Source organism: Geobacter hydrogenophilus (assembly GCF_018501225.1).
GTDB lineage: Bacteria > Desulfobacterota > Desulfuromonadia > Geobacterales > Geobacteraceae > Geobacter > Geobacter hydrogenophilus.
This window is the reverse complement of the sequence record NZ_JAHCZI010000009.1, coordinates 116,667-138,979: the sequence shown is the minus strand read 5'-3', so window position 1 is coordinate 138,979 and position 22,313 is coordinate 116,667. Positions and strand designations below refer to the sequence as shown.

The window sequence follows — 22,313 nt, the reverse complement described above, 5'->3', positions numbered from 1 at the left end:
AGAGGGATACCATAGGTCCCAGGGTGGTACACTTTTCATTCCCGCTTTTGGGCCATTATTGCATTACCAGTGACAACAAGTTGCCTGCGAAGCAATGCATGGGAAGAAAGAATTACCTTTTCCACCCCCAATTGCACAAGCCTTTCGGCATCAGCGACACGACTGACCCCGCCTCCGTAACTTACGGGCATAAATGCCTCGGCAACAAGTTCCTCTAGATAATCGAAATCGATAGTTCCGGAACGAGTAGCACCGATATCCAGAACACAGAGCTCATCAACCTCGAAATCGTTGTAGAGCCTGACCGCATTGATGGGATCTCCTAAGTAGCGAGGGTCCCTGAATCGGGTGGTTTTGACCAGTCTTCGGTCCAGTATAGACACTGCTGGTATCAGTCGAGCCCTGTTCTCAATCATCTGAATGTCCAATCCACTTAAAATACCTGGTGAAAAAATCAATTCCATATGAATGACTTTTTTCGGGATGAAATTGAACTCCCATAATGTTCCCCTGCATTACACCTGCGGTGAACTCATATCCGTTATCGGAGATGAACAGAGTGTCACAATCAGACTCAAGCGGGGCATGGTAGGAATGTGTAAAATAGAATCTTGATTCTGTAATGCCGAAAATCTCTCTACCTGCGGTGGAAAGTCTGACCGTTCTCCAACCGATGTTAGGTATTCTGGCACGGGCATTGCCCGTGTCACCAAAGCGCACCACCGTCCCCTTTAGAAAACCGAGACCTTTGCCGACACAGAGATCTTCTTCGCTTCTCTCGAAAAGGATCTGCATTCCCGCGCAAATCCCAAGCAAGGGAACTTTTCGTCCCGTGACACTCTCCTGCAGTACGGAGCGCAGACCGGACTGGTCCAAACGGTTGATGCAGTTCGAGAAATGGCCGACCCCTGGTAAGATGAGAGCTGTAGCGGTTGAGATATCCACAGGTTGGTCAGAAATCCTCGAAAAAAAACCACACCGCGCCAAGATGTTCTGGATCGCTCGGACGTTTCCGGAGCCGTAATTAATAATGGTTATCATGTAGCTCCCATAGGAATAGGTATTACATCTTCAGCAACAACGCCATGCTGGCGAGAAGTTTGTCACGCCTAGCGGAATAGGGGAAAACTTCTTCAATGCGTATTCGCGCCTCCTTGTAGGGGAACGGCTTCTTGTCAAGTACTGACTGTAATGTTGCGCTGATCGCACCGACATCTGTCTCAACCAGATCTCCGCACGGTCCGACCACCTCAGGCAAAGCGCCTCGTCGAGTGACGATCGGGTAGCATTCGTTCAGCATAGCCTCAGCCACGGCGCATCCGAAGGATTCATACTCCGAAAGCTGCATGTAGACAGCTGCCTCCTGCAGAAGCGGCGAATCGGCAAAATCCTTTATAGATCCAGCGAGAATCACATTGTCTGGTATATTGATCGATTGAACAAACTGCCGGTCGATTTTACCCGCCACAACAAACTGGACCGTAGGAAAACGTTGCGCCACAGCTAGGTAAAGCTCCAAGCCTTTCAGTTTCAACGATTCGCCGGTTACCGCGCATGCGGTCAAGACATAGGTTTTCTTCTCACGAAAGCATGTCTGAGGGTGAAAACCATGATGCAACAAGATAGTCTTCCCGGCCTGCTGCGGCAGATTCTTCTTAACCTCGTTCTGGGTAAAGTCTGACACAGCAAAAAGCAACCTGCTCAGGCTGGTGGTTGCGGTGACAACGGAGCGGTTGATACCTCCCCTCAGATGGCCGTACCCCAAGTCAGGTCGGTTGGCCATATCGTACCCGCTGACAATCCCAGCCACAGGCTTCCTTAGGACAAAAGCCACCAAGGCTGCCACAAGTGCATAGTGGCTCGCAAACCAGTAAACGACCGCATCACACCGCACCACCAGCTGTAGGGCCCTGAAGAGGAAGACAATTAACTTTCCAAAAGAGCTTCTGTCGAAGAACAACTCACTGACTCGGTAACGCTCATTAAGAATCCGGATATCATCTTCTACCCATCTGTCCCTGGAGTTATAGATCAGAAGAATCCTACTGCCGGATCTGGGCACGGACATCACACCCCCTTGGTCGCGAAGCGTCTGATTTTCTCCATTACCACTCCTGACTTTCCGGAACGGTAGCCCCAAATAAAGCCCTCGTTCCTGTAGTCGAAATAGCTTTTATTAGGAGCGTCCATGATATCCTCGAACTCCTTGTCAGAGAGACGGAGCTTCTTAAGAAGATACAAGCGGTCGATACGTATCTGTGACTCGCACATCGGGGGACCGTCGAGTATTTTCATTGCCTGCTCCCTGCTGATCTGGTCAGCCATTATTGCACAGGAAACATACGCTTTTCTTTTATCGATATTGTATTTCAGGGGCAGCACATATCCCTGAAAAAACCGCGTGAAGATCGACTCGTAGTGTTTGCCACCGTAATCCTGCCAGCCGAATTTGTCGATGAGGAGCTGTTTGGCAGCTTCTTTATCGTAATGAACATAGTTCAACAAGGGCAGATATTTTATTTTCTTTATGAAAACAGCGTGAGCAAGTTCTAGGAAAGACATGATGTTGATCCGACCGCGCAACAATGCGCCATGCTCTGCACAAATCGATCGTATGAGCGTTGCATCCCTCGAGTCATACATCCATGATTTCGGCATTATTGCCTCGGACGTCATATTCCCTCCAGTGAGAATGTATTTCACTGAAAAACGTTTAGCCATACGGTATAGGGTTGCAGTGATCATGTGGTCGGTGGGTATTTCCCAGTTCGGTATGCCAGACTTGACAAATGCCACCTGTAGATCGCGAAACCCCTGCCAGTCGAGCACCTCTGTAACGAGCGGTACCTTTAACCGGTCCAGCAGGTTCTTAATGTCTCTAACGGCAATATTGGAGTTCCAACCGTTATCCAGATGTACTGCGACAGGCCTTAATCCATTCTGTACTGCAACTACTAATGCATAACAGCTATCTACGCCACCACTAACTCCCATCACACAATCATAATCTTGCTTTGATATGCGCGATTTTTTGACACTATCAATTAAACTTCCCAACTCATCAGGATGGGTCCAAATTTCATTTTGAGCTCTTATAAGATATTCATTACACAAGTTACAGTAACCGTTATCGTCAAATACGATGTTTGGTACTGTTTCATCCATAAGACATCTTGTACATGTTTGCATCATTTAGCTTCCATTCTAAGATAGTTGTTAATAGTAGCAATCGAAAAACCAAACAACAACCACATAGGGAAAAAATATATTACAGAACTAGCCGATATTGCAGCTAAAGAGAAACCTATCAGTGCTAAACAAGAAGATGAAGCAAAATATTGTAAGCGATTGTCATAAGAGTGCTTTGAGATATAATGCAATTTATGAATCATCATAAGATACCATACAACAAATAAAAGAAAGAATATGGCTCCACCGTTTACTAACAGTTCGACCCAAAAGTTATGCATACTTAAAATCAAGTTATCAGCATGGTTTCCGTAATACGTATTGTTATAAATCTGTTGCATTTTCAAGTCAGCACCACCACCAATCCCTAATCCATAGGTACTTTTCAGAGATCTGAATCCATTTAAAATTAATTGCTGTCTTAACCCAATTGAATCTGAATGATTTATACTGTCCCAAGACACATAAGCCAACAACCCAAGAATTGCTTCAGTTAAGAAATGAAAATCTAAGAAGCGAGCAACACATAACGAAACGGTTGCTCCCAACAAACTGTATAACAATAAAAGATGATTCAATTTTACGTAAATTATAAAATATAGCGACAACACAACTAGACTAGCTATTACCGCACCTCGAGAACCTGTGAACACCACGACCAACAGCACGCTCAACAACCCACACCATCTCCACCACGAATTCTTTAAAAAAAGGAAAAATGGCAGAGCGATTAGCATCTTGGCAGCCAAATTATTAGGATTCCATTCAAATCCACAGGGAAGATTCCAATATGTAGCCAAAATGGATTCTTCAATTGAGGTATCAACGCCCATTTCTCTACCGAAATAAGGTGAATAAATCGAATACGGAGAAATTGGTAAACGGAAATGCCCTGTACATTCTAATAAACATGCAACAAGTTCAATTATAAATACAGAAACAATGGCACCGAACATCTTTTCTTGTTGACCTAAATTTTTCGAATAGTTGACGGCTATAAAAACTATTCCTACTCCAACAAGGATATACAGCACATATAATAAACTAGCCCATCGGTCCCAAGACCAAATTATAGATAGGGTAAACCAGCAAACCATTAGTGGCATCATCTTATGGTAGACACTTGGTTTGCTACACTTAAGATTTGGAAGATATCCTAAAATAAATAGAAAAAAAACAAATCCGAACGCAAGATGAAACAGATAAATCTTTCCATAACTAACTCCTACGCTTAATGTTGCAGACACAAAGAAAACCTTGATAAGGAAGTGGCTAGACACTTTCATAGGTTAAGTAACAACCAAATCAGTTATTGCATTAACTTCAGCTTCAAATCGTTGTTGCCAAGTCCAAAGCCTCTTTACCTCAGTATTCCTTATCGCGTTTTTGATATGGGAAATATATTCTGGTTCAAGTAGTAACTTGTGAATATCAGTTGCCATATCAGAAATAAAATCAGAATCAATATCGTAGATAAAACCGTTTTGAAAGTGCTGTATCCAAGACGCAGTATCTCCATTATTCAAAGTAAAAATGACTTTATTTGCACGTATAGCCTCAAGCAGAGGGTTTCCTACATTAGAATAGTCATAAGTTGAAATATAGAAATCGGCACGTGATAAGAAAAAATTAACCTCATTTTGAGGTACAGCGCCGACAAAAACTATTTGTTGCGACACTCTGAGTTCTGAAGCCAATTTTTGTAGATCTTGCTTTTGGCTACCGTCTCCCACAATGAAATAGTAGATAGATTTTACGCCAAACCTGTGAACGAGTTCAGACAGTACCTGAATGCCGCGTTCAACTCGTTTCCAAGACTCCAATCGGCAGACAGTCAACATAACTGTATCGGTTTCTTTGATATCCCATTTAGTACTGAACGTATTAGTATCCGGTTCGAATTGGTCCACGCCATTTACCCAAAATCGAATATTCTCCAAATTGCGGGAACGTATTGCCATCAGAGCTTTATCACCTTGAGTCCCGTCGTCAGTCATTATGGAAATGTCCGCATGAAGATACAAGGCTAAAAAATGATCCCAGTTAAGTAACGCCTTCAGGTACCGTTTAGAACTAAGATATGAATAGAAGAAAGTACCTTGGAATCTAGATACCAGAACTTTTCCCCTAATTAACCCCATGGCCTTTAATAAATTTGCGGCAAGAACACCATCGACTTCATACCCGTAAACAACATCAACTACGTTTTTCTTGATCAGGCGAAATCCAATAGAAGCAATAATAAATACCGACAAATAGCTTCTTATCTTGGAAAAGACTGTACGTAACACTTTATTCTTTATACTGTCGTAACAGCGAGTCATTGGCATCACAAAACGGCAAACTTCAACTCCCTTCGGATCAATAACTCTCTCATACGAGTAATTCCCATAACGTGAGTCATCTCTGGCGACAACATGAATGACACGCCAGCCAGATGCCACAAAAGCCTCCGGGGTCTTTCTAATGACTTGAATCGACTTTTCTTTGAAATCTAGAGCTGATAAAAATAGTATTGTCTTGCGCGCACCAGCCATTTGCAGGCAACTCCCATTTAATTTTTACTATTTTGTGTTTAATTACACAATAGTATGTATGCTGGTAGTCATCTTAGAATCGGAACTCCGATATTAATCCGCTATAGACCTTGTATTCTCCATGATACTGCTGGATAGCATTACGGCCTAATTCATTTATCGCTAGTGCCCCTCTGCGAAAATTATTGAGATGTTCTTTGATAAAATTAACAAGGGAAGCGTGGTCCGTTACTTGCCTAACACCTTCGACCTCATAGGAATACCCTACATACCGCCCAAACGAAAGCGCCTCCAGAACAGAAAACGACAAACCATCATGCTCTGTCAATCTCAGATACACTACACATCTCAGAAACTCCTCACGCGTGTCATCAACCCACCCCACCAGTTGAATATTCGCGGGAAGTTCCTCTTCAGACCAATACGAGTCAATTCCAATAACACGTATTGCAATATCTGGGAAGGTGCGGGCAATTTCGATGATTTTCTTCATTCCGTAAAAATCTTCCCTGCCTCGCCCTATGTAAGTAAGTATTGAAAATTCGTTTGGAAACGAAAGTTCAGATTCGGGCGCAAGCTCAATACAAGCTATCTGCGCGACTTTTGCATCAATACCGATCTCTCGAAGTTCTTGCTGAATCCATCCTGCCTCACATAAATGCCTGCTGTATTTCACAAGAAATTGGCTGGATTTACCTGCCTGAAAATTTTCTCTTGCGACCAACACATCAGTTCCTACCCAGTGCATTACAATTCTCTTACGCAGCAAAAAGGCAAAAAATAGCGTAAAGCCGAATTTATTATCTCCGCCAATTATATACAGCAGATCAGCCTTAACAAGGTTAGCTATATAGTTAAACTTATCAACTAGACTTCCATCGATGTTTACGAATTTGTAATGATCCTGATGGTTGAACTTAGATAGGCCATTTGCGATTTTATTCGCGAAAAAGGGTAATCCAGTAATGATAACGTTCATAACCCTCCCTAAGCTTGAAATGATTCAGAATCAGCAGAACCTATCGTCCATTCACGATAATCCCTGTTCAACTCAGGATGATTTTGTAAAAAAGATTTATCTATATCCCGGGTATCTCCAACCACCTTGGCTGGTATCCCCCTGATAACTGAAAAATCGGGGTAGTTTCCGCTCAGATAGCTGTGCGCAGAAACAATACAACCCTTCCCGATTGTTGTTCCAGGCATTATCGTAGAATGTGGGCCAACAAAAGTGAACTTACCTATGTGAACCGTTCCCTTCACGTACCCAATTGGATCTTTAATGTCTACATAGTTTGAAGCACAAAGCCTAATTGATATATGGCTCGAATGTGTCTGTACTGTTATAAAATTAGTTAATTGGCACCCATATTCTATATATAATCCCCCAGAAGCATCAAGCACATTAAAATGCCCGATGAATACATTATCCTCAATTTCGAACATTGATGGAGTTCCAATATAAGTCGAGCTACTAATTCGGGTATTTGTAAGTATGCGGCCATCATATCTTTTGTATGACCAGATCATTTTAGGTACACAAATTTTGCTCATCCAGCGAATAAGCACAGTTTTAAATAAAAGTAGTAACCTAAACACGCTAACCTCTCTGATATTTGACAAGCCTATATGTCCAATAAATAACATAAAGCATATAAACTGTTAGCAACAATGACCAAAGGATGAGTGCAGAGCGTATTTCGTTCCAATAGTACGTACCAATCAATATCGACAAAAGCATTAAGCTGTTTCCCACAAGTGCAAGTAAAAATACTTTTTTCTGTTGATTAAACACTATAGGCAACAAAGATAACACTGAAGCAAAAAAGCCCGCAGCCATCCAAGGGGTCATGATAACCGCATAAATTCCAGCTTCTCGCCATTTTTCACCAAACAAAAAAACAAATATACCTGGAGCAAACAATGCAATTAATAGAAAGAGAGGTAAGGCTGTCTTGGCCAATTTAAGTAATATATTATTAATAGTTGGCATTGAGTCTTGTTCGTTTGAATATTGTTGAGACACTCTTTGAAATAAAACTTGAGCAATAGACGACCCGATGATGCCTAATGGAGCTTGAACTATACGCACAGCAAAAGAAAAATGACCTAAAGCTGACGCTCCAAAATTATTGCCTATCAAAATTGGAATAACGCTCGCTTTAATAGAATCGATAATCACGTGTAACGAATTGATTTGAGGGAAATCCTTATGCCTTATGGCAAGCGTCCTCATCCTGTGGATAGTAATTTGTTTCTTTATTTGACCAAATTGTATTGGTGCTTTGAAGTATAAGAAAACTGTCGCAACCATCTGACCAATCACTGAGCCAAGTATTAACCCATACGAACCAATAGTTAGATATGCAAATAAAATACTTAGCAATGAGACAACGATAGCTTGTAGCATTCTGTTTGTTGCTACCAATCCGAATGACTTATTTCGGCTCATCCAATTAATAAGGGTTTGATAAAATCCAGCGAATAAAACGGAAAGTGGAATAAAAAATAACCAGCTATGAAAAACATGGATAAATCCTATTTTATTTAAAAAATATATTGTCATTACTATAATCATAATTATGCAAGAAAAAACTACAGCGACAAATGCGCAGAGACCGATTATATTAGCGGCTTCCACCTCTCTCTTAGGAAGCATCACTGCCATTTCATATCTACCTGTAGCAATCACGGTAAGGAAACCACTCCATGCCATAAAAATGGTAAATTCGCCAAATTCACTAGGTTGGTACAGACGTGTCAATATCAACATCGAAGTTAAAGATATCAACTGAGCACCAGCAGACCCACTAATTAGGGATAAAGCGTGCGAAAATAGTGTCTCTCTACGAAAAGGTTCTGTTATGCAGTTAATTATTTTCATTAGACAAAAACTGGATTATCCGCGAGGAGGATATCAACAATTTGTTTACTAGCATTACCACAGCCATAAAGATTGTTGGTAAAAACAGGAATATGGCACTTCAGATCGGCATATTTAGTTAATATGACCTCAGTATCACTACCTACGAGTTGATTCACACCCGCTTCTACCAACTCTACCCATTCCGTTTCTTCCCGTAGGGTTATGCAAGGTTTATTGAAAAAATACGCCTCTTTCTGGAGACCACCACTGTCCGTAAGAACAAATTTCGTATGTTTAAGCAATTCAATCATATCGAAATAACCAACCGGAGCTATTGGTACAAAATTTAAGTTGATGTCAAGAGATTCAATGATCTTTCTAGTGCGTGGATGGAGTGGCATAACTATTTTCATTTCTTGAGAAATTTGATTCAATGCGTCCAAAATAGAAGCCATCTTGTTATGATTGTCAGTGTTCTCAGCTCTGTGCAAGGTGCAAAGAGTGAAATCGTTTTCTTCCAAACCATGCAATCTCATGATAGTCGATTTCTCAGCAGAAAAGGCACCATAGAAAAGTGCTGCATCCTGCATGACATCGCCTGTTTTCTTAATTTGACATGGAAATTTTTTGAACCCCTCATTAGTTAGGTTTTCAATGGATTTATCTGTCGGGCAACATAGTATGTCGCTTATTCGATCCGTCAGAATTCGATTTATTTCCTCAGGCATATGCATGTTGAAGCTTCGCAGTCCAGCTTCCACGTGAACAACCTTGATGAGGGCCTTCTTGGCTGCCAAAGCGCCGGCCAATGTGGAGTTTGTATCTCCATATACCATTACAAAATCGGGCACTTCTTTATTAAGCACCTCTTCAATCTTCTCCAGCATCCGACCGGTCATAGCGCCGTGCGCCATCGAGTTAATATCCAAATAATAGTCTGGACGAGGAATGTCCATCTCATTAAAGAAAACATCTGACATGTTGACATCAAAGTGCTGGCCAGTGTGGACAATGATTTCACGAATTTCTGGATGTTTAACAATTTCGCGACTGACAGCAGCTGCCTTGATAAATTGAGGACGGGCACCAACTATAGTTACAATCTTCAACAAATCGCCTCCTTTAGCTTACCGACTATACGAGCCTGTTCTTCTTCATAAGGACGGATGCATCGGCAAACTAAAACACCCGTTACAATATCTCTTAGTCTTCCTTCTGCCAAAAGCTAGAATACAGACTGCATCAATCTTCAACCACAACTGGTACACGTTTATGTTCCAATTGACGCCCCTCTTTTGAACTGATCATAGAAAACCTTGCCAATCGCCATCTCTTCGGGCAACGGCGCGTCCTCGTCAAGGTCAAGACAGCTTAGTCGCCCCGACACTTCCTTGTAGCGCAGACCACTTTCCGGGCAAGTCATGACTCCTGTTGTGTCATGGTTATTCAACAAATGACCGTGACGACTCATCCATCCCTTCTGTCGAGCTGGAACCCCAACCATGAGAGCATAGTCAGGCACATCTTTGACCACAACAGCACCTGCGGCAACAAAAGCGTAACGACCGATAGTGATACCGCAGACAATCGTTGCATTGGCACCAATGGAACAACCACGGCGGAGTAATGTCTTTTCGTATAAGGCTCGGCGCAAAACCTGGGAGCGGGGATTTGTGACATTAGTCAATACGCACGAAGGTCCGAGAAAAACATCATCTTCAATAATTGTCCCCTCGTAAATGGAGACATTATTCTGAACCTTAACGTTATTACCGACGACCGTTCCGCCTGCAATAGAAACGTTTTGTCCAAAGCTACAGCGCTCGCCAATTTTCGCACCGGAAAGAATGTGGGAAAAGTGCCAGATTTTGGTTCCGTTGCCGACCTCGGCGCCTTCATCGACGTAGGACGATTCATGAACAAAGTAATCAGACATCTGTAAACTCCTTGGCATGTTGGAGGAACTGATGGGAATGCTCAGTGACACCCGTTGTGTGAGCATTACGAATCTGGTGGGCAAGGGTAATGGAAGGACGGGCATCCTCAATACCAAAACCCCGACCTGCTAATGTCTCCTGATATACCACGGTGTGAAGATCAGTGAATCCCTCAGAGAATTCCACCTCTTTACCATCCACCGTTATTGAGCGAAAAGTTGAAAGACCGCACTCAGTAGCAGTATCCGGCAGGTCATTACGATCTATGGAAAGGAACCACCGTACCCTGGCGCGCTCCAGCTCAATATATCCTCCCGTCTTGCGGGAATCGGAGTAATGTACTTCACTTGATTCCACTGCACCGAAAAGCCAGATAAGGAGATCGAAGAAGTGAATGCCGATATTGGTCGCCACGCCACCCGAGCGCTCCAGGTTTCCTTTCCAGGAGGACATATACCAAGGACCGCGGGAGGTAATGTAGGTTAATACCACATCGTACTTATCTGTCTTGTTTTCCTGCACAAGGGCATCGCGCAACGCAACTAGCGACGGATGGACTCGAAGCTGAAGGATGGTATGTACCCGGCGGCCGCTCTCCTGCTCAAGTTCCTGCAGAGCATCCAGATTCCAGGGGTTCAGAACCAGCGGCTTCTCGCAGATGGCATGGGCGCCTATACGGAGAGCAAACCGGATATGGGCGTCATGGAGATAGTTTGGCGAGCAAACCGTTACGTAATCAATTCGCTTTTCGATCATATGCCGGCGGATCTTCTCCGCATAACGATCGAAGCGCTCAAACTCCGTGAAAAAAGGGACTTCAGGAAAGAAGCGGTCGAGTATACCTACCGAATCGTTGACATCCATGGCGGCAACGAGAGTATTCCCTGTCTCCTTGATAGCTTTAAGGTGGCGAGGTGCGATGTAACCACCTGTTCCAATAATGGCAAAATTTTTCATAAGAACGTAATCCTCTCACATCAAGAAAGATAGGGAAACACAGGTGACTTCTTCACCCTACAACATTTTCCACATACCACTGATACGTCCGCCTAATTCCCTCCTCAAGCTCCACCCTGTGCCGCCATCCTAGACCGTGCATCCGGGATACGTCCTGAAGCTTGCGGGGAGTTCCGTCGGGTTTCGACGTATCGAATACCAAGTCGCCGGAAAACCCGACAACATTACGGACCGTTTCGGCCAGTTCGCGGATGGTGACATCATGCCCCGTGCCGAGATTCACGAAGCACGGCTTGGGGTAGCTCAACAGCTCCGAAGCAAGCTGATCATCAGTCAGTTCCATGACATAAAGACAGCCTGCGGCCATGTCATCAACATAGAGCAGTTCCCGGCGAGGTGTGCCGCTTCCCCAGACAACAACCGATGAAGCGTTCTGCCTCCTGGCGTCGTGGAACCGCCGAATCAGCGCGGGGAGGACATGGCTGTTCTCCGGGTGGAAGTTGTCGCCGGGGCCATAGAGATTTGTAGGCATGACTGCTACAAATTTGGTGCCATATTGCCGGTTGTAGGATTCGCACATCTTGATGCCGGCAATTTTCGCTATGGCGTAGGGCTCGTTGGTGGGTTCCAGGGGCCCGGTCAGGAGATGCTCCTCTTTCATGGGCTGCGGCGCGTGCTTCGGATAGATGCAGGATGAGCCGAGGAAGAGCATCCGTTTGACGCCGTTCAGCCAGGCGTGGTGAATGACGTTATTCTGAATCATCAGGTTGATGTAGATGAAATCCGCGGGATAGGTGTTGTTGGCATGGATGCCGCCAACTTTTGCAGCTGCCAGGAAAACGTAGTCAGGTTTTTGACTAGCAAAGAAGTCTGCCACGGCCTGCTGATTGGCCAGGTCAAGCTCCCTCTTCTCGGGAAGCAAGAGATTGACATACCCCCGGGACCGCAGTTGCCTTACAAGTGCAGAACCTACGAGCCCATGGGATCCGGCAACGAAGATTCTCGAATCCTTATTCATGGTGGTCAAACGCCTTGTAGCCGTGTTTCTTTACCAACTCGTCACGTTCGGCGGCTTTCAGGTCCTCGCGCACCATCTCGGACACCAGTTCCCTGAAGCTGATTTTGGGAGCCCATCCGAGTTTCTCCCTGGCCTTGGTCGCGTCGCCCAGGAGGGTCTCCACCTCGGTGGGGCGAAAATAGCGCGGATCGACCTTGACTATGACCTTGCCGGAGTGATCGGTTCCGGTCTCATCGATTCCCGCCCCTTGCCATGCTATCTTCATCCCCAATTCTTCGGCGGCGGCGTTGACAAAGTCACGGACACTGTACTGGATGCCGGTGGCAATGACCCAGTCTTCAGGCTCATCCTGCTGCATCAAGAGCCACTGCATTTCAACGTAATCCCTGGCATGCCCCCAGTCGCGCTTTGCGTCAAGGTTGCCCAGATAGAGGCAATCCTGAAGCCCCAGCTTGATGCGGGCCAGGGCGCGGGTAATTTTGCGGGTGACGAAGGTTTCCCCCCTCACCGGTGATTCGTGATTGAACAGGATGCCATTGCAGCCATAGATACCGTAGGCCTCGCGGTAGTTGACGGTGATCCAGTAGGCGTACAGCTTGGCGACGGCATAGGGAGAGCGGGGGTAGAAGGGGGTCGTTTCTTTCTGGGGGGTTTCCTGAACCAGACCATAGAGTTCGGACGTTGATGCCTGGTAAAAGCGGGTCTTCTTTTCCAGGCCGAGGATGCGAATCGCTTCGAGGATCCGCAAGGGACCGATGGCATCGGCATTGGCAGTGTATTCCGGAGTTTCAAACGATACCGCCACGTGGGATTGTGCGGCCAGATTGTAAATCTCGTCGGGCTGAACCGACTGAATGATTCGTATCAAGTTGGTGGAATCGGTCATGTCGCCGTAGTGCAAGACGAAACGCCGCCCTGTTTCGTGTGGGTCCTGGTACAGATGGTCAATCCGATCGGTATTGAAAAGGGAGGCTCTGCGTTTGATGCCGTGGACCTCGTACCCTTTTTCCAGTAACAGTTCAGCGAGGTATGCTCCGTCCTGACCGGTAATACCGGTGATGAGGGCTTTTTTCATTTTGCATCCGACTCCATTGCTGAAACATTGCTCTATAAGATTGATCAATCCAAAGCGAAGACGATTTTGTCTTTAAGCCTTGGAATTTCAAGGTAGTAACAATAGCAGACGCCGCAGGAAAATTAAAGGGGATTGTGCCTGTACAGTGCACTATAAGGACAAAAAAAAGCGGCAACCCTTCAAAAAGGATTGCCGCTTCGTATGGTGATCCCAAGGGGACTTGAACCCCTGTTACCGACGTGAAAGGCCGGTGTCCTAACCGCTAGACGATGGGACCAAAACTATATTACTTCGTGCTGCGCCGGATTATCTTCCACCCTCGCTTGCATGTGTTGGTAGTGGCTGGGGTGCCAGGATTCGAACCTGGGAATGCCGGAATCAAAATCCGGTGCCTTACCGCTTGGCGACACCCCAAGAGCAAGGATCATCCTTATAGCAAACGATCCCGAACCCTGTCAACGGTTTTTTTAGATTATTTCGAAAGTGGACTTCCGCTCCGCTGCGCACCGGCTTCGATGGCCCTGACGTTTGCCGGAATGAATCGGTGATTGCGCTCGGGGAGCGTCTCGCGCAGAGCCTCTTCAAGGGATTGCAGCGATACGGCACCGGTCTTTGCGGCGTAGGCCCCCACGGCCACCATATTGACCATCCGGAGATCTCCCAACTGCATGGCAATTTCGTTCATGGGGATGGGGATCAGTTCGATATCCGAACGCGAAAAGTCGCCCATCTCCACGAGAGAGCTGTTGACGATGCAGACGCCTCCCGGCTTCACCCGGGAGGCGTATTTATCGAAGGACGTCTGGTTAAGGATGACGGAGACTGACGGGTTGCCGACGACCGGCGAGCCTACCTCGCCGTCGGCGATGACAACGGTGCACATGGCAGCGCCGCCGCGCTTTTCGACCCCGTAGGAGGGGAAAAAGGACACGTTCTTCCCCTCCTCCATTGCTGCGTAACCAAGGAGGTTTCCGGCCAGGAGAACTCCCTGGCCGCCAAAACCGGAAATAAACACGTCATGACGCATGGGGACACAACTCCTTGCAAGTCTATGGATTGCCGCATCTACTAGAATTCAGCGGCGTTCTTGAATACTCCAAGCGGAAAATAGGCGCACATTTCAGTACCGACGCGCTCGTTTGCCTTGATCGGGTCCATCCCCCAGTTGGTTGGGCAAGACGAGAGGGCTTCGATGAACGAAAACCCTTTCCCCTCCGCCTGGTACCGGAACGCCTTCTTGATCTGCCGCTTGGCGTCCATGAGGTTCTTGGGATTGTTGACCGCCACCCGGGCCGAGAAGGCAACTCCCTCGAGTTGGGCAAGGAGTTCGGCCATCCTGATGGGAGCGCCATCCTTCCCCTGGTTCCTCCCGTAGGGAGAGGTTGAGGTTCTCTGCCCCACAAGGGTAGTGGGGGCCATCTGGCCACCGGTCATGCCATAGGTGGTGTTGTTGACGAAGATGACCGTCATGTCCTCGCCCCGGTTGGCGGCGTGAATGATCTCGGAGGTGCCGATGGCGGCCAGGTCGCCGTCACCCTGGTAGGTGAAGACAAAGGCGTCGGGTCGGGCACGCTTAACGCCGGTGGCCACCGCCGGAGCCCGACCGTGAGGGGCTTCGACCACATCGATGTCGAAGTAACCGTAAAGAAAGACCGAGCACCCCACCGAGGCGACGCCGATGGTCCTTTTTTGGACACCGAACTCGTCCATGGCCTCGGCCACGAGACGGTGAAAGGTGCCATGATGGCAGCCAGGGCAAAAGTGGGTCTGGACATCCTTGAGACTTACCGGTTTTTTGAAGACCTGTTGCATTAAAAACCTCGGGATCGGGGATCAGGGACCGGGGACCGGTAGAAACCGTCAATCAGATCGCCCCGGCGATACCCCCTATACATAGTGTTTAGTGATCTGTTCCAGCAACTCCTCGGGAGTGGGGAGAGAGCCGGCCCCCGGGGGCCTGCCGTAGAAGAATACCTCTGCGTCGCGGGCTATGGAGAGACGGACGTCCTCCACCATCTGGCCGGTGTTGAGCTCGATGTCGAGCACTTTCTTGCACCGATCAGTTGCGGCGCGGAAGCCTTTCTCTGGGAATGGGTAAAGGGTTATCGGACGCAGCAGCCCCACCTTGAGACCCTTGTCGCGGGCGGCCATGACGGCACTCTTGGCGATGCGGGCGGCCGAACCGAAGGCGGTGACGACAAGCTCGGCATCGTCGAGCATGAACTCTTCCCAGCGGGCTTCTTTTGCTTTCAACTCCCCGTACCGGGCGTGAAGCTTCCAGTTGTGGGCCTCCAACTCGCCGTCCCCCAAATAGAGCGACTTCACGACCCGCTGTTCGCCGTCCCCCTTGCCGCGGACGACCCAGTCCTTAGGGGGCAGGTTCCGCTCGGGGCGTTTGTTGGGAACGACCGGCTCCTTCATCTGGCCGACGACGGAATCGCCGAGTATCATCGCCGGCATCCGGTAGATGTCAGCGAGGTCGAAGGCGAGCATGGTCAGGTCATACATCTCCTGGACCGACGCCGGGGCAAGGACGATGATGTGATAGCCGCCATGCCCTCCCCCCTTGACCGCTTGAAAGTAGTCGGCCTGGGAGGCGTCGATGCCGCCGAGCCCCGGGCCCGACCGGCAGATATTGACGATCACCCCGGGCAACTCCGCGCCGGCCATATAGGAAATCCCCTCCTGTTTAAGGGAAATGCCGGGACTGGACGACGAGGTCATGGCCCGCACGCCGGTGGCCGAGGCTCCGAGAAGCATGTTGATGGAAGCGACCTCGCTCTCGGCCTGGATGAATTCGCCGCCGAGCTTGGGGAGTTCCCGCGACATGTATTCGGGGATATCGCTCTGGGGGGTGATGGGATAGCCGAAGTAGTAGCGGCACCCGGCCTCAATGGCGGCCATGGCAAGGGCTTCGTTCCCCTTCATGAACAGACGCTTTGTCAAAGCAACCTCCGTGAATGAATCAGAAAAAACGGTCTGACAGAAATCTTTCGGGACAAATCAAAACTTCGCTGCATGCGTATGCAAATAATTGGCCCGATATCACTTGAATACCACAATAGCAACATCGGGACAGATCTCCGCACAGAGAGAACAACCGGTGCACTGATCCTGGCGGGTTGCAACAGCAGTCACATACCCCTGTTTATTGGCGGTGTCGCTCATCATTACAAGCTTTCTCGAACAGGCGAGCGTGCACAGGCCACACCCCTTGCAGCGCGATTCGTCTATCTCAATGTACGCCATGACAGGCTTTCCTTTCACACAAAATTTTCGGCATTCGGGTAACGATACAAACCTAACAGAATCCTACAAGGAGCGTCAATTGTAATTTATTCTGTAAAAATGCGATTTGCCGCTTGATTTCCATCAATGTTCACGTTACAAGATTACATAACGTCATTAACTTTTTCATTGAAAAAGGGAGGGAAACCGGATGGCTTCGACACTGTTGGAATTAACGGCAAGCATTGTCTCTTCACACGCTGCTATGTCAGAACTTTCCACCGAGGAACTGGTACAGGAAATTCAGAAAGTGTACACGACTCTGCAGCAGCTTGAAGGAGGCGCGCCCGAGACCGCGCCGGCAGAAGAGACCAAGGCTCCCGCCATCAGTCTCAAGAAGGCTTTCCAGGCAGATCAGGTCGTCTGCATGATCTGCGGCAAAGGAGGGATGAAGACCCTCACCCGCCATCTGGCCCAGGTCCATGACATGAAACCGAGGGAATACCGGAAGCAGTTCAACATTCCGTCCTCCCAGGCCCTGACTGCCAAGAAGTTCTCCGAAGCGCGCAAGAAAATGGCCCAAGAGCGGGGGCTTGCCGACAATCTGGCCAAGGCTCGCGCAGTAAGGGCTGCCAAGATCCAGGAAAAGAAGGGGGCACCCGCCGAGAAGCCGGTAAAGCCAAAGGGAGCGCCGCGAAAGAAAAAGGCCTAACTCGCCATTTTCCACTCTTCAACGGTGAAAGCCGTCCTCTCCGGGCGGCTTTTCTATTTCCCCCCCAATGTCATCATGGCCCGGGAAAGGGCCGCAAACTCGTCAAGGCTCAGGGTCTCACCCCGCCTCCCCGGCCCTATTCCGCACTCTGCAAGGGCTTCAGACAACTGTTCCCCGGAAAGCCCCAGGCCGGCACTTTTCAGACAGTTCCAGAGGGTTTTTCGCCGCATGGAGAAAGCCCCTTTCACGAGGCGGCGGAAATACTGCTCGTCTCCCACAACCACCCGGGGCTTTTCGAGGGGGACGAAGCTCAGGACGGCCGAGTCCACTTTCGGCACGGGATGGAACGAACCTGGCCTGACGATCATTTCCCGCACCACATCGAAATGCAGTTGGAAAAAGACCGACAGGATGCCGTAATCCTTGGTCCCCGGCGAGGCGGCGAGGCGGTCGCCCACTTCCTTCTGAAGCATGAGAACCAGGCGGGAAAAGAGATCGCGGTTGTCGAGAAACGCAAAGAGGACCGGCGTGGATATGTTGTAGGGGAGATTGGCTGCCACCTTCCACCGTTCTCCACCTTCAGAAGCCAGGAGGTCGCGCAGGTCGATCTCCAGAATGTCGCCGTGGACGATCTCCACTCGCGGATTGTCCCGAAAGGCCTGGCGAAGTACCGGCACGAGCCGCGTGTCCAGCTCCACCGCCACAAGGCGCGCGCATCGACGAGCCAGCATCTCGGTGAGGGCGCCTTTACCCGGCCCCACTTCCAGAATGCGGTCGTCTGGCCCGATTTCTACGATGTCCGCGATCCGTCCGAGAATATTGCGGTCCACGAGAAAGTTCTGCCCCAGCGCCTTGCGGGCGCGAATCCCCTCCCCTCTCACGACTCCAGCCTCGTCCGGATCGTATCCAGGGGCCAGTTTACCAGGGCGTCCAGGGAGAGGCCGTCGCTGATCCCCCGGGAAAGGTAGAAATCACCGGGAACCGCCAGCATGGCGGCGTTATCGCTACAGAGGGAAGGCGAAGGGATGGCGAGCTCGATTCCCCTGTCAGCAGCCTCCCGGGCCATGTCGCGGCGCAGGGCGCTGTTGCAGGCAACGCCGCCGGCAACCACAATCCGACCGATCCCCTCAGTCTCTGCGGCAAGGAGCGTTTTCGTCACGAGCACGTCGCAGGCGGCCCGTTGAAACGAGGCGCAGAGGTCCCGGAGTTGCTGGCCGTCCCCCTGTACCGGATTCTTTCGGACATAGTTCAGAACCGCGGTCTTGAGTCCGCTGAAGCTGAAGTTGAAGCTGCCGTCATGGAGGAGCGGCCGGGGAAAGGGAATCCTGGTTGGGTCCCCCTCGGCGGCAAGGCGGTCGATCTCCACCCCGCCCGGATAGGAAAGACCCAGGAGCTTTGCAACCTTGTCGAAGGCCTCACCGGCAGCGTCGTCGCGGGTCTGGCCGAGGGTGGTGTAGCGGCCGATGCCGTCGACCCGGTAGAGATGGGTATGCCCCCCCGAGACGGCGAGGGCCACGAAGGGGAACGCCACCTCCCGCTCCAGAAAGATGGCCGAGAGGTGCCCCTCGATGTGGTTCACCCCCACGATGGGCAACCGGCGGGCAAAGGCGATGGCCTTGGCAACGGCGGTACCCACCAGAAGTGCCCCGGCCAGTCCAGGCCCCTGGGTAACGGCGACCCCCTCGATGGCGTCGAGGGAGACCGATGCAGTGCGGAGGGCTTCGTCGATGACGACCGGGATACTCTCCAGATGTTTGCGGGAAGCGATCTCGGGAACAACCCCGCCGTAGACGGCATGGTCTTTCACCTGGGACGCAACGATGCTCGACAGCACCGTGCGCCCGTCGCGGACCACCGCAGCGGCGGTTTCGTCGCAGGATGTTTCGATGGTGAGAAGAAGCATTACAGCAGATTCGCCGCCAGTTCCGCCAGGTCGGAGCGCTCGCCCTTGGTCATGGTGACATGGCCGGCGATTGCCTGCTCCTTGAAGCGTTCCACCACGTAGGTGAGGCCGTTGGACGAGGCATCCACGTAGGGGTTGTCAATCTGGTAGGGGTCGCCGGTGAGGACGATCTTGGTCCCCTCCCCCGCCCGGGTGATGATGGTCTTGATCTCGTGGGGTGTGAGGTTCTGGGCCTCGTCGACGATCATGAACTGGTTCGGTATGGAGCGACCCCGGATGTAGGTGAGGGGCTCGATTTCCATGATCCCCATGGCCATGAGCTCCTTATACCCCTTGCTGTGGCGCTTCTCGGCCTCATGCCCCGACAGGAGAAGTTCCACGTTGTCGAAGATGGGCTGCATCCAGGGGGCGAGCTTCTCCTCGATGTCTCCGGGGAGAAAGCCCAGGTCGCGCCCCATGGGAAAGACGGGCCGGGAGACGAGAAGGCGGTTGAAGACGTTCTCCTCGGCGGTCTTGTGGAGGCCCGCAGCAATGGCCAGCAGCGTCTTGCCGGTACCGGCCTTCCCCACGAGGGTCACGAGCTTGATGGAGTCGTCGAGCAGGAGATCGAAGGCAAAGGCCTGCTCCCGGTTGCGGGGGAAAATGCTCCAGACCCCCTCCTTGCCGGTCTTGATGAGGGGAGTGATTTTTCCATCCCCGACCCGGTACTTGCCGAGGGCAGTATGGGAAGGGTTCGCTTCATCCCGAAGGTTAATGCACTGGTTCGGAAAGAAGGTCTGTCCGGGCAACTCCACCCACCCCTGGCCATGGAACCGGTCAACGGTATCGGCCGCCACGTCGATCTCGGTGAAACCGGGGTAGAGCTCTTCGATGTCGACCTTATCCGATTCGTAATCCTCGGCCTTGAGGCCGATGGCATCGGACTTGATCCGCAGGTTCGTATCCTTGGTGACGAACACGACGGGCGTACCTTCGTTCTCTTCCAGAATCTTGACGGCCACCGCCAGAATCCGGTTGTCCCCCCGCTCCTCACGCAACTCGGGAGGGAGCCGCTTCATGATCTTCTCGTCGTACATCTCGACCCGGAGCATGCCACCGCTCTCGAGGGTGATGCCCGAGGAGAGTGACCCAATCTTGCGCATGTCGTCCAGATAACGAGAGACCTGGCGGGCGTTGCGCCCCGTCTCGTTCATGTCCTTCTTGAAGCGGTCCACCTCTTCGATGACCGTAATGGGGATGATGATGTTGTTTTCTTCAAACTTGAAAATTGCCTGGGGGTCGTAGAGGAGGACGTTGGTATCGAGTACGAAGTTTTTCATCGAGGTTTCTCTTTCGTGGATGGAGTTTAGAGACAATGCGCTACATGCCCGCCCGCGGGTCGGATGCTATTTTTCGATGACATGCACCTGAAGGCCCGAGGAAAGAGCGAGAATCTTGATAAAGACCGGCCTGTCACGGTACTTGGCGTCGAGGATCACCTCTCCCTCGCGGTTGATCGCCGCAAGGACGCTCTCGGGCGATTCCTTGATGGTGTAAAAGTTATAGATACCCGTTGCGTAGAGTTCGTCCTTGGTCACCGGCTTCTCGGGGGGGAGCGAACATCCGGCGAGGCATGCCACTATGAGGCAGAGTGCAACAAGGAATCGCTTATTCATATATTCCCCTTTGACGATCATGGTTATCGAAAGAGTCATTATGATGGTGGACAGACATAACCGTACTGAAAGGGGATTCACGGGGAGCTGATAATCTTCCCCATCGCCCGGAGAAAGGCACCGATCTCTTCATCCGTGGTGAAGTAGCCAGGGCTCACCCTGACCGCGCCGCCGGGATAGGTGCCGATGGTCCGGTGGGCGGCAGGGGCGCAGTGGAGCCCTACCCTCACGCAGATGTCGAACTCCTGGTCGAGCCGGAAGCCGATGGTTTGGGGGTCGATTCCCTCCACCGTGAAACTCACGAGCCCCCCCCGCGGCTCGTCCGGCAATGGTCCGTGACAGATTACTCCCGGCAGCACTCCGAGCCCATCCATGAGACAGGCGACCAGTTCCTCTTCCCGCTTCCGGATCACTTCCAGTCCCACGGCACGGATGAAATCGACACCCGCCCCGAGACCGGCGATCCCCGGCAGATTGTGGGTTCCGCTCTCTAACCGTTCGGGCATGGCGTCGGGCTGCTCCACTCCCGACGAATACCCCCCCGTCCCCCCGACAAAAAGCGGCTCCAGTTCCACACCCTCGGCCACACAGAGAACACCGGTCCCCTGGGGACCCATGAGCCCCTTGTGCCCCGGCGCTGCCAGAAGATCGATCCCCATGCTCGAAACGTCAAGGGGAATCATCCCCGCGCTCTGGGCAGTATCCACAAGGATGAGAACTCCTGCGCGACGGGCCACGGCGGCAATTTCCGCGACAGGCTGGATGGCGCCGGTCACGTTGGAGCAGTGGGCAAGGGCAATGAGCCGCGTCGAAGGGCGGATGGCGGCAGCGATCTGGTCCGGGGTGACAAACCCGCGACGATCAGCCTCGATCCAGGAGATCTCGACTCCGCGCTGCCCGGCAAGATGGAGCGGGCGGACGAGCGAATTATGTTCCGCCGAGGTGGTAACCACGTGGTCGCCGGGTCCCACAAGCCCCAGCACCGCCAGATTGAGGGCCTCGGTGGCACTATGGGTGAAGACCACCCGCGACGAATCGCCGATGCCGAAGAGGGCTGCCACCGACTCCCGCGTTTCAAAGAGAAGACGGCTCGCCTCAATGCCGCGACGGTACCCTCCCCTGCCCGGGCTGACCCCCACGTCACGCATGGCCCTGTTCACCGCTTCATAGACCGGTTCAGGCTTGGGATACGACGTTGCTGCATTATCTAGATAAAGCGACATTAGGAAAAAGCTA

At 50.5% G+C, this 22,313-nt stretch carries 24 protein-coding genes and 2 tRNA genes; 1 reads left to right on the top strand and 25 read right to left on the bottom strand.

The genetic code is table 11. From position 1 onward, the window contains the following. Window positions 1-35 precede the first annotated feature (35 nt). The 20 genes from KI811_RS14010 to KI811_RS13915 form a co-directional block, all read right to left on the bottom strand. Complete coding sequence (locus tag KI811_RS14010; protein WP_214187099.1) at window positions 36-416, bottom strand: HisA/HisF-related TIM barrel protein; 381 nt, start codon at window positions 414-416, stop codon at window positions 36-38. Further along, on the bottom strand, window positions 409-1,041 hold the full coding sequence (gene hisH, locus KI811_RS14005) for an imidazole glycerol phosphate synthase subunit HisH (RefSeq protein ID WP_214187098.1): 633 nt from the start codon (window positions 1,039-1,041) through the stop codon (window positions 409-411). Before hisH ends, KI811_RS14010 begins: the two co-directional genes overlap by 8 nt. A 22-nt stretch (window positions 1,042-1,063) precedes the next feature. Next, on the bottom strand, window positions 1,064-2,068 hold the full coding sequence (locus tag KI811_RS14000) for a glycosyltransferase (RefSeq protein WP_214187097.1): 1,005 nt from the start codon (window positions 2,066-2,068) through the stop codon (window positions 1,064-1,066). Beyond that, a complete protein-coding gene (locus KI811_RS13995; RefSeq protein WP_281415217.1) occupies window positions 2,068-3,189 on the bottom strand; it encodes an N-acetyl sugar amidotransferase in 1,122 nt (373 codons plus the stop codon). Before KI811_RS13995 ends, KI811_RS14000 begins: the two co-directional genes overlap by 1 nt. Continuing rightward, a complete protein-coding gene (locus tag KI811_RS18920; protein WP_214187095.1) occupies window positions 3,189-4,436 on the bottom strand; it encodes an O-antigen ligase family protein in 1,248 nt (415 codons plus the stop codon). Before KI811_RS18920 ends, KI811_RS13995 begins: the two co-directional genes overlap by 1 nt. A gap of 42 nt (window positions 4,437-4,478) precedes the next feature. Further along, complete coding sequence (locus KI811_RS13985) at window positions 4,479-5,726, bottom strand: glycosyltransferase family 4 protein (protein WP_214187094.1); 1,248 nt, start codon at window positions 5,724-5,726, stop codon at window positions 4,479-4,481. Between the two features lie 73 nt (window positions 5,727-5,799). After that, on the bottom strand, window positions 5,800-6,705 hold the full coding sequence (locus KI811_RS13980; protein ID WP_214187093.1) for a glycosyltransferase family protein: 906 nt from the start codon (window positions 6,703-6,705) through the stop codon (window positions 5,800-5,802). Between the two features lie 8 nt (window positions 6,706-6,713). Beyond that, the gene (locus KI811_RS13975) at window positions 6,714-7,172 is read right to left on the bottom strand and encodes an acyltransferase (RefSeq protein ID WP_214187092.1); all 459 of its coding nucleotides are present in this window, start codon (window positions 7,170-7,172) and stop codon (window positions 6,714-6,716) included. 154 nt (window positions 7,173-7,326) lie between these two features. Beyond that, on the bottom strand, window positions 7,327-8,490 hold the full coding sequence (locus KI811_RS13970; RefSeq protein ID WP_214187091.1) for an oligosaccharide flippase family protein: 1,164 nt from the start codon (window positions 8,488-8,490) through the stop codon (window positions 7,327-7,329). 119 nt (window positions 8,491-8,609) lie between these two features. After that, window positions 8,610-9,701, bottom strand: coding sequence for a non-hydrolyzing UDP-N-acetylglucosamine 2-epimerase (wecB, locus tag KI811_RS13965; protein ID WP_214187090.1), 1,092 nt, complete (start codon window positions 9,699-9,701; stop codon window positions 8,610-8,612). A gap of 161 nt (window positions 9,702-9,862) precedes the next feature. Next, window positions 9,863-10,528, bottom strand: a complete 666-nt coding sequence (locus KI811_RS13960) for an acyltransferase (protein WP_214187089.1) — start codon at window positions 10,526-10,528, stop codon at window positions 9,863-9,865. Further along, window positions 10,521-11,486 carry a Gfo/Idh/MocA family protein gene (locus KI811_RS13955; protein WP_214187088.1) on the bottom strand — a complete coding sequence of 322 codons (966 nt, stop codon included), beginning with the start codon at window positions 11,484-11,486 and terminating at the stop codon, window positions 10,521-10,523. Before KI811_RS13955 ends, KI811_RS13960 begins: the two co-directional genes overlap by 8 nt. Window positions 11,487-11,538: 52 nt before the next feature. Then, window positions 11,539-12,504, bottom strand: a complete 966-nt coding sequence (gene fcl, locus KI811_RS13950) for a GDP-L-fucose synthase (RefSeq protein ID WP_214187087.1) — start codon at window positions 12,502-12,504, stop codon at window positions 11,539-11,541. Further along, entirely contained in the window at window positions 12,497-13,579 is a 1,083-nt protein-coding gene (gmd, locus tag KI811_RS13945) for a GDP-mannose 4,6-dehydratase (protein ID WP_214187086.1), read from the bottom strand. Before gmd ends, fcl begins: the two co-directional genes overlap by 8 nt. 202 nt (window positions 13,580-13,781) lie before the next feature. Next, a tRNA-Glu gene (locus KI811_RS13940) sits at window positions 13,782-13,856 on the bottom strand. 62 nt (window positions 13,857-13,918) lie between these two features. Continuing rightward, window positions 13,919-13,993: transfer RNA gene (locus KI811_RS13935), tRNA-Gln, on the bottom strand. 58 nt (window positions 13,994-14,051) lie between these two features. Continuing rightward, window positions 14,052-14,606 carry a 2-oxoacid:ferredoxin oxidoreductase subunit gamma family protein gene (locus KI811_RS13930; RefSeq protein ID WP_214187085.1) on the bottom strand — a complete coding sequence of 185 codons (555 nt, stop codon included), beginning with the start codon at window positions 14,604-14,606 and terminating at the stop codon, window positions 14,052-14,054. 41 nt (window positions 14,607-14,647) lie between these two features. After that, the gene (locus KI811_RS13925; protein ID WP_214187084.1) at window positions 14,648-15,391 is read right to left on the bottom strand and encodes a thiamine pyrophosphate-dependent enzyme; all 744 of its coding nucleotides are present in this window, start codon (window positions 15,389-15,391) and stop codon (window positions 14,648-14,650) included. A 75-nt stretch (window positions 15,392-15,466) separates the two neighbouring features. Further along, a complete protein-coding gene (locus KI811_RS13920) occupies window positions 15,467-16,525 on the bottom strand; it encodes a 3-methyl-2-oxobutanoate dehydrogenase subunit VorB (protein ID WP_214187083.1) in 1,059 nt (352 codons plus the stop codon). Between the two features lie 99 nt (window positions 16,526-16,624). Continuing rightward, window positions 16,625-16,828: a 4Fe-4S dicluster domain-containing protein gene (locus KI811_RS13915; RefSeq protein WP_214187082.1), complete on the bottom strand. Its 204-nt coding sequence runs from the start codon at window positions 16,826-16,828 to the stop codon at window positions 16,625-16,627. Window positions 16,829-17,018: 190 nt separating this feature from the next. Here KI811_RS13915 and KI811_RS13910 point away from each other — a divergent pair, with 190 nt between their 5' ends. Then, the gene (locus tag KI811_RS13910) at window positions 17,019-17,519 is read left to right on the top strand and encodes a Ros/MucR family transcriptional regulator (protein WP_214187081.1); all 501 of its coding nucleotides are present in this window, start codon (window positions 17,019-17,021) and stop codon (window positions 17,517-17,519) included. Window positions 17,520-17,572: 53 nt separating this feature from the next. On the opposite strand, the gene rsmA is transcribed toward KI811_RS13910, so the two are convergent. The 5 genes from rsmA to KI811_RS13885 all read right to left on the bottom strand — a co-directional run bounded on the left by rsmA (window position 17,573) and on the right by KI811_RS13885 (window position 22,300). Further along, complete coding sequence (gene rsmA, locus KI811_RS13905) at window positions 17,573-18,400, bottom strand: 16S rRNA (adenine(1518)-N(6)/adenine(1519)-N(6))-dimethyltransferase RsmA (RefSeq protein WP_214187080.1); 828 nt, start codon at window positions 18,398-18,400, stop codon at window positions 17,573-17,575. Beyond that, complete coding sequence (gene tsaD, locus KI811_RS13900; protein WP_214187079.1) at window positions 18,397-19,422, bottom strand: tRNA (adenosine(37)-N6)-threonylcarbamoyltransferase complex transferase subunit TsaD; 1,026 nt, start codon at window positions 19,420-19,422, stop codon at window positions 18,397-18,399. Before tsaD ends, rsmA begins: the two co-directional genes overlap by 4 nt. Continuing rightward, window positions 19,422-20,741, bottom strand: a complete 1,320-nt coding sequence (locus KI811_RS13895) for a PhoH family protein (protein ID WP_214187078.1) — start codon at window positions 20,739-20,741, stop codon at window positions 19,422-19,424. The genes tsaD and KI811_RS13895 overlap by 1 nt, the downstream gene beginning before the upstream one ends. 66 nt (window positions 20,742-20,807) lie before the next feature. After that, window positions 20,808-21,077 carry a hypothetical protein gene (locus KI811_RS13890; protein ID WP_214187077.1) on the bottom strand — a complete coding sequence of 90 codons (270 nt, stop codon included), beginning with the start codon at window positions 21,075-21,077 and terminating at the stop codon, window positions 20,808-20,810. 77 nt (window positions 21,078-21,154) lie between these two features. Then, window positions 21,155-22,300 (bottom strand): aminotransferase class V-fold PLP-dependent enzyme, encoded by a 1,146-nt coding sequence (locus tag KI811_RS13885; protein WP_214187076.1) that lies wholly within the window; start codon window positions 22,298-22,300, stop codon window positions 21,155-21,157. Window positions 22,301-22,313 lie beyond the last annotated feature (13 nt).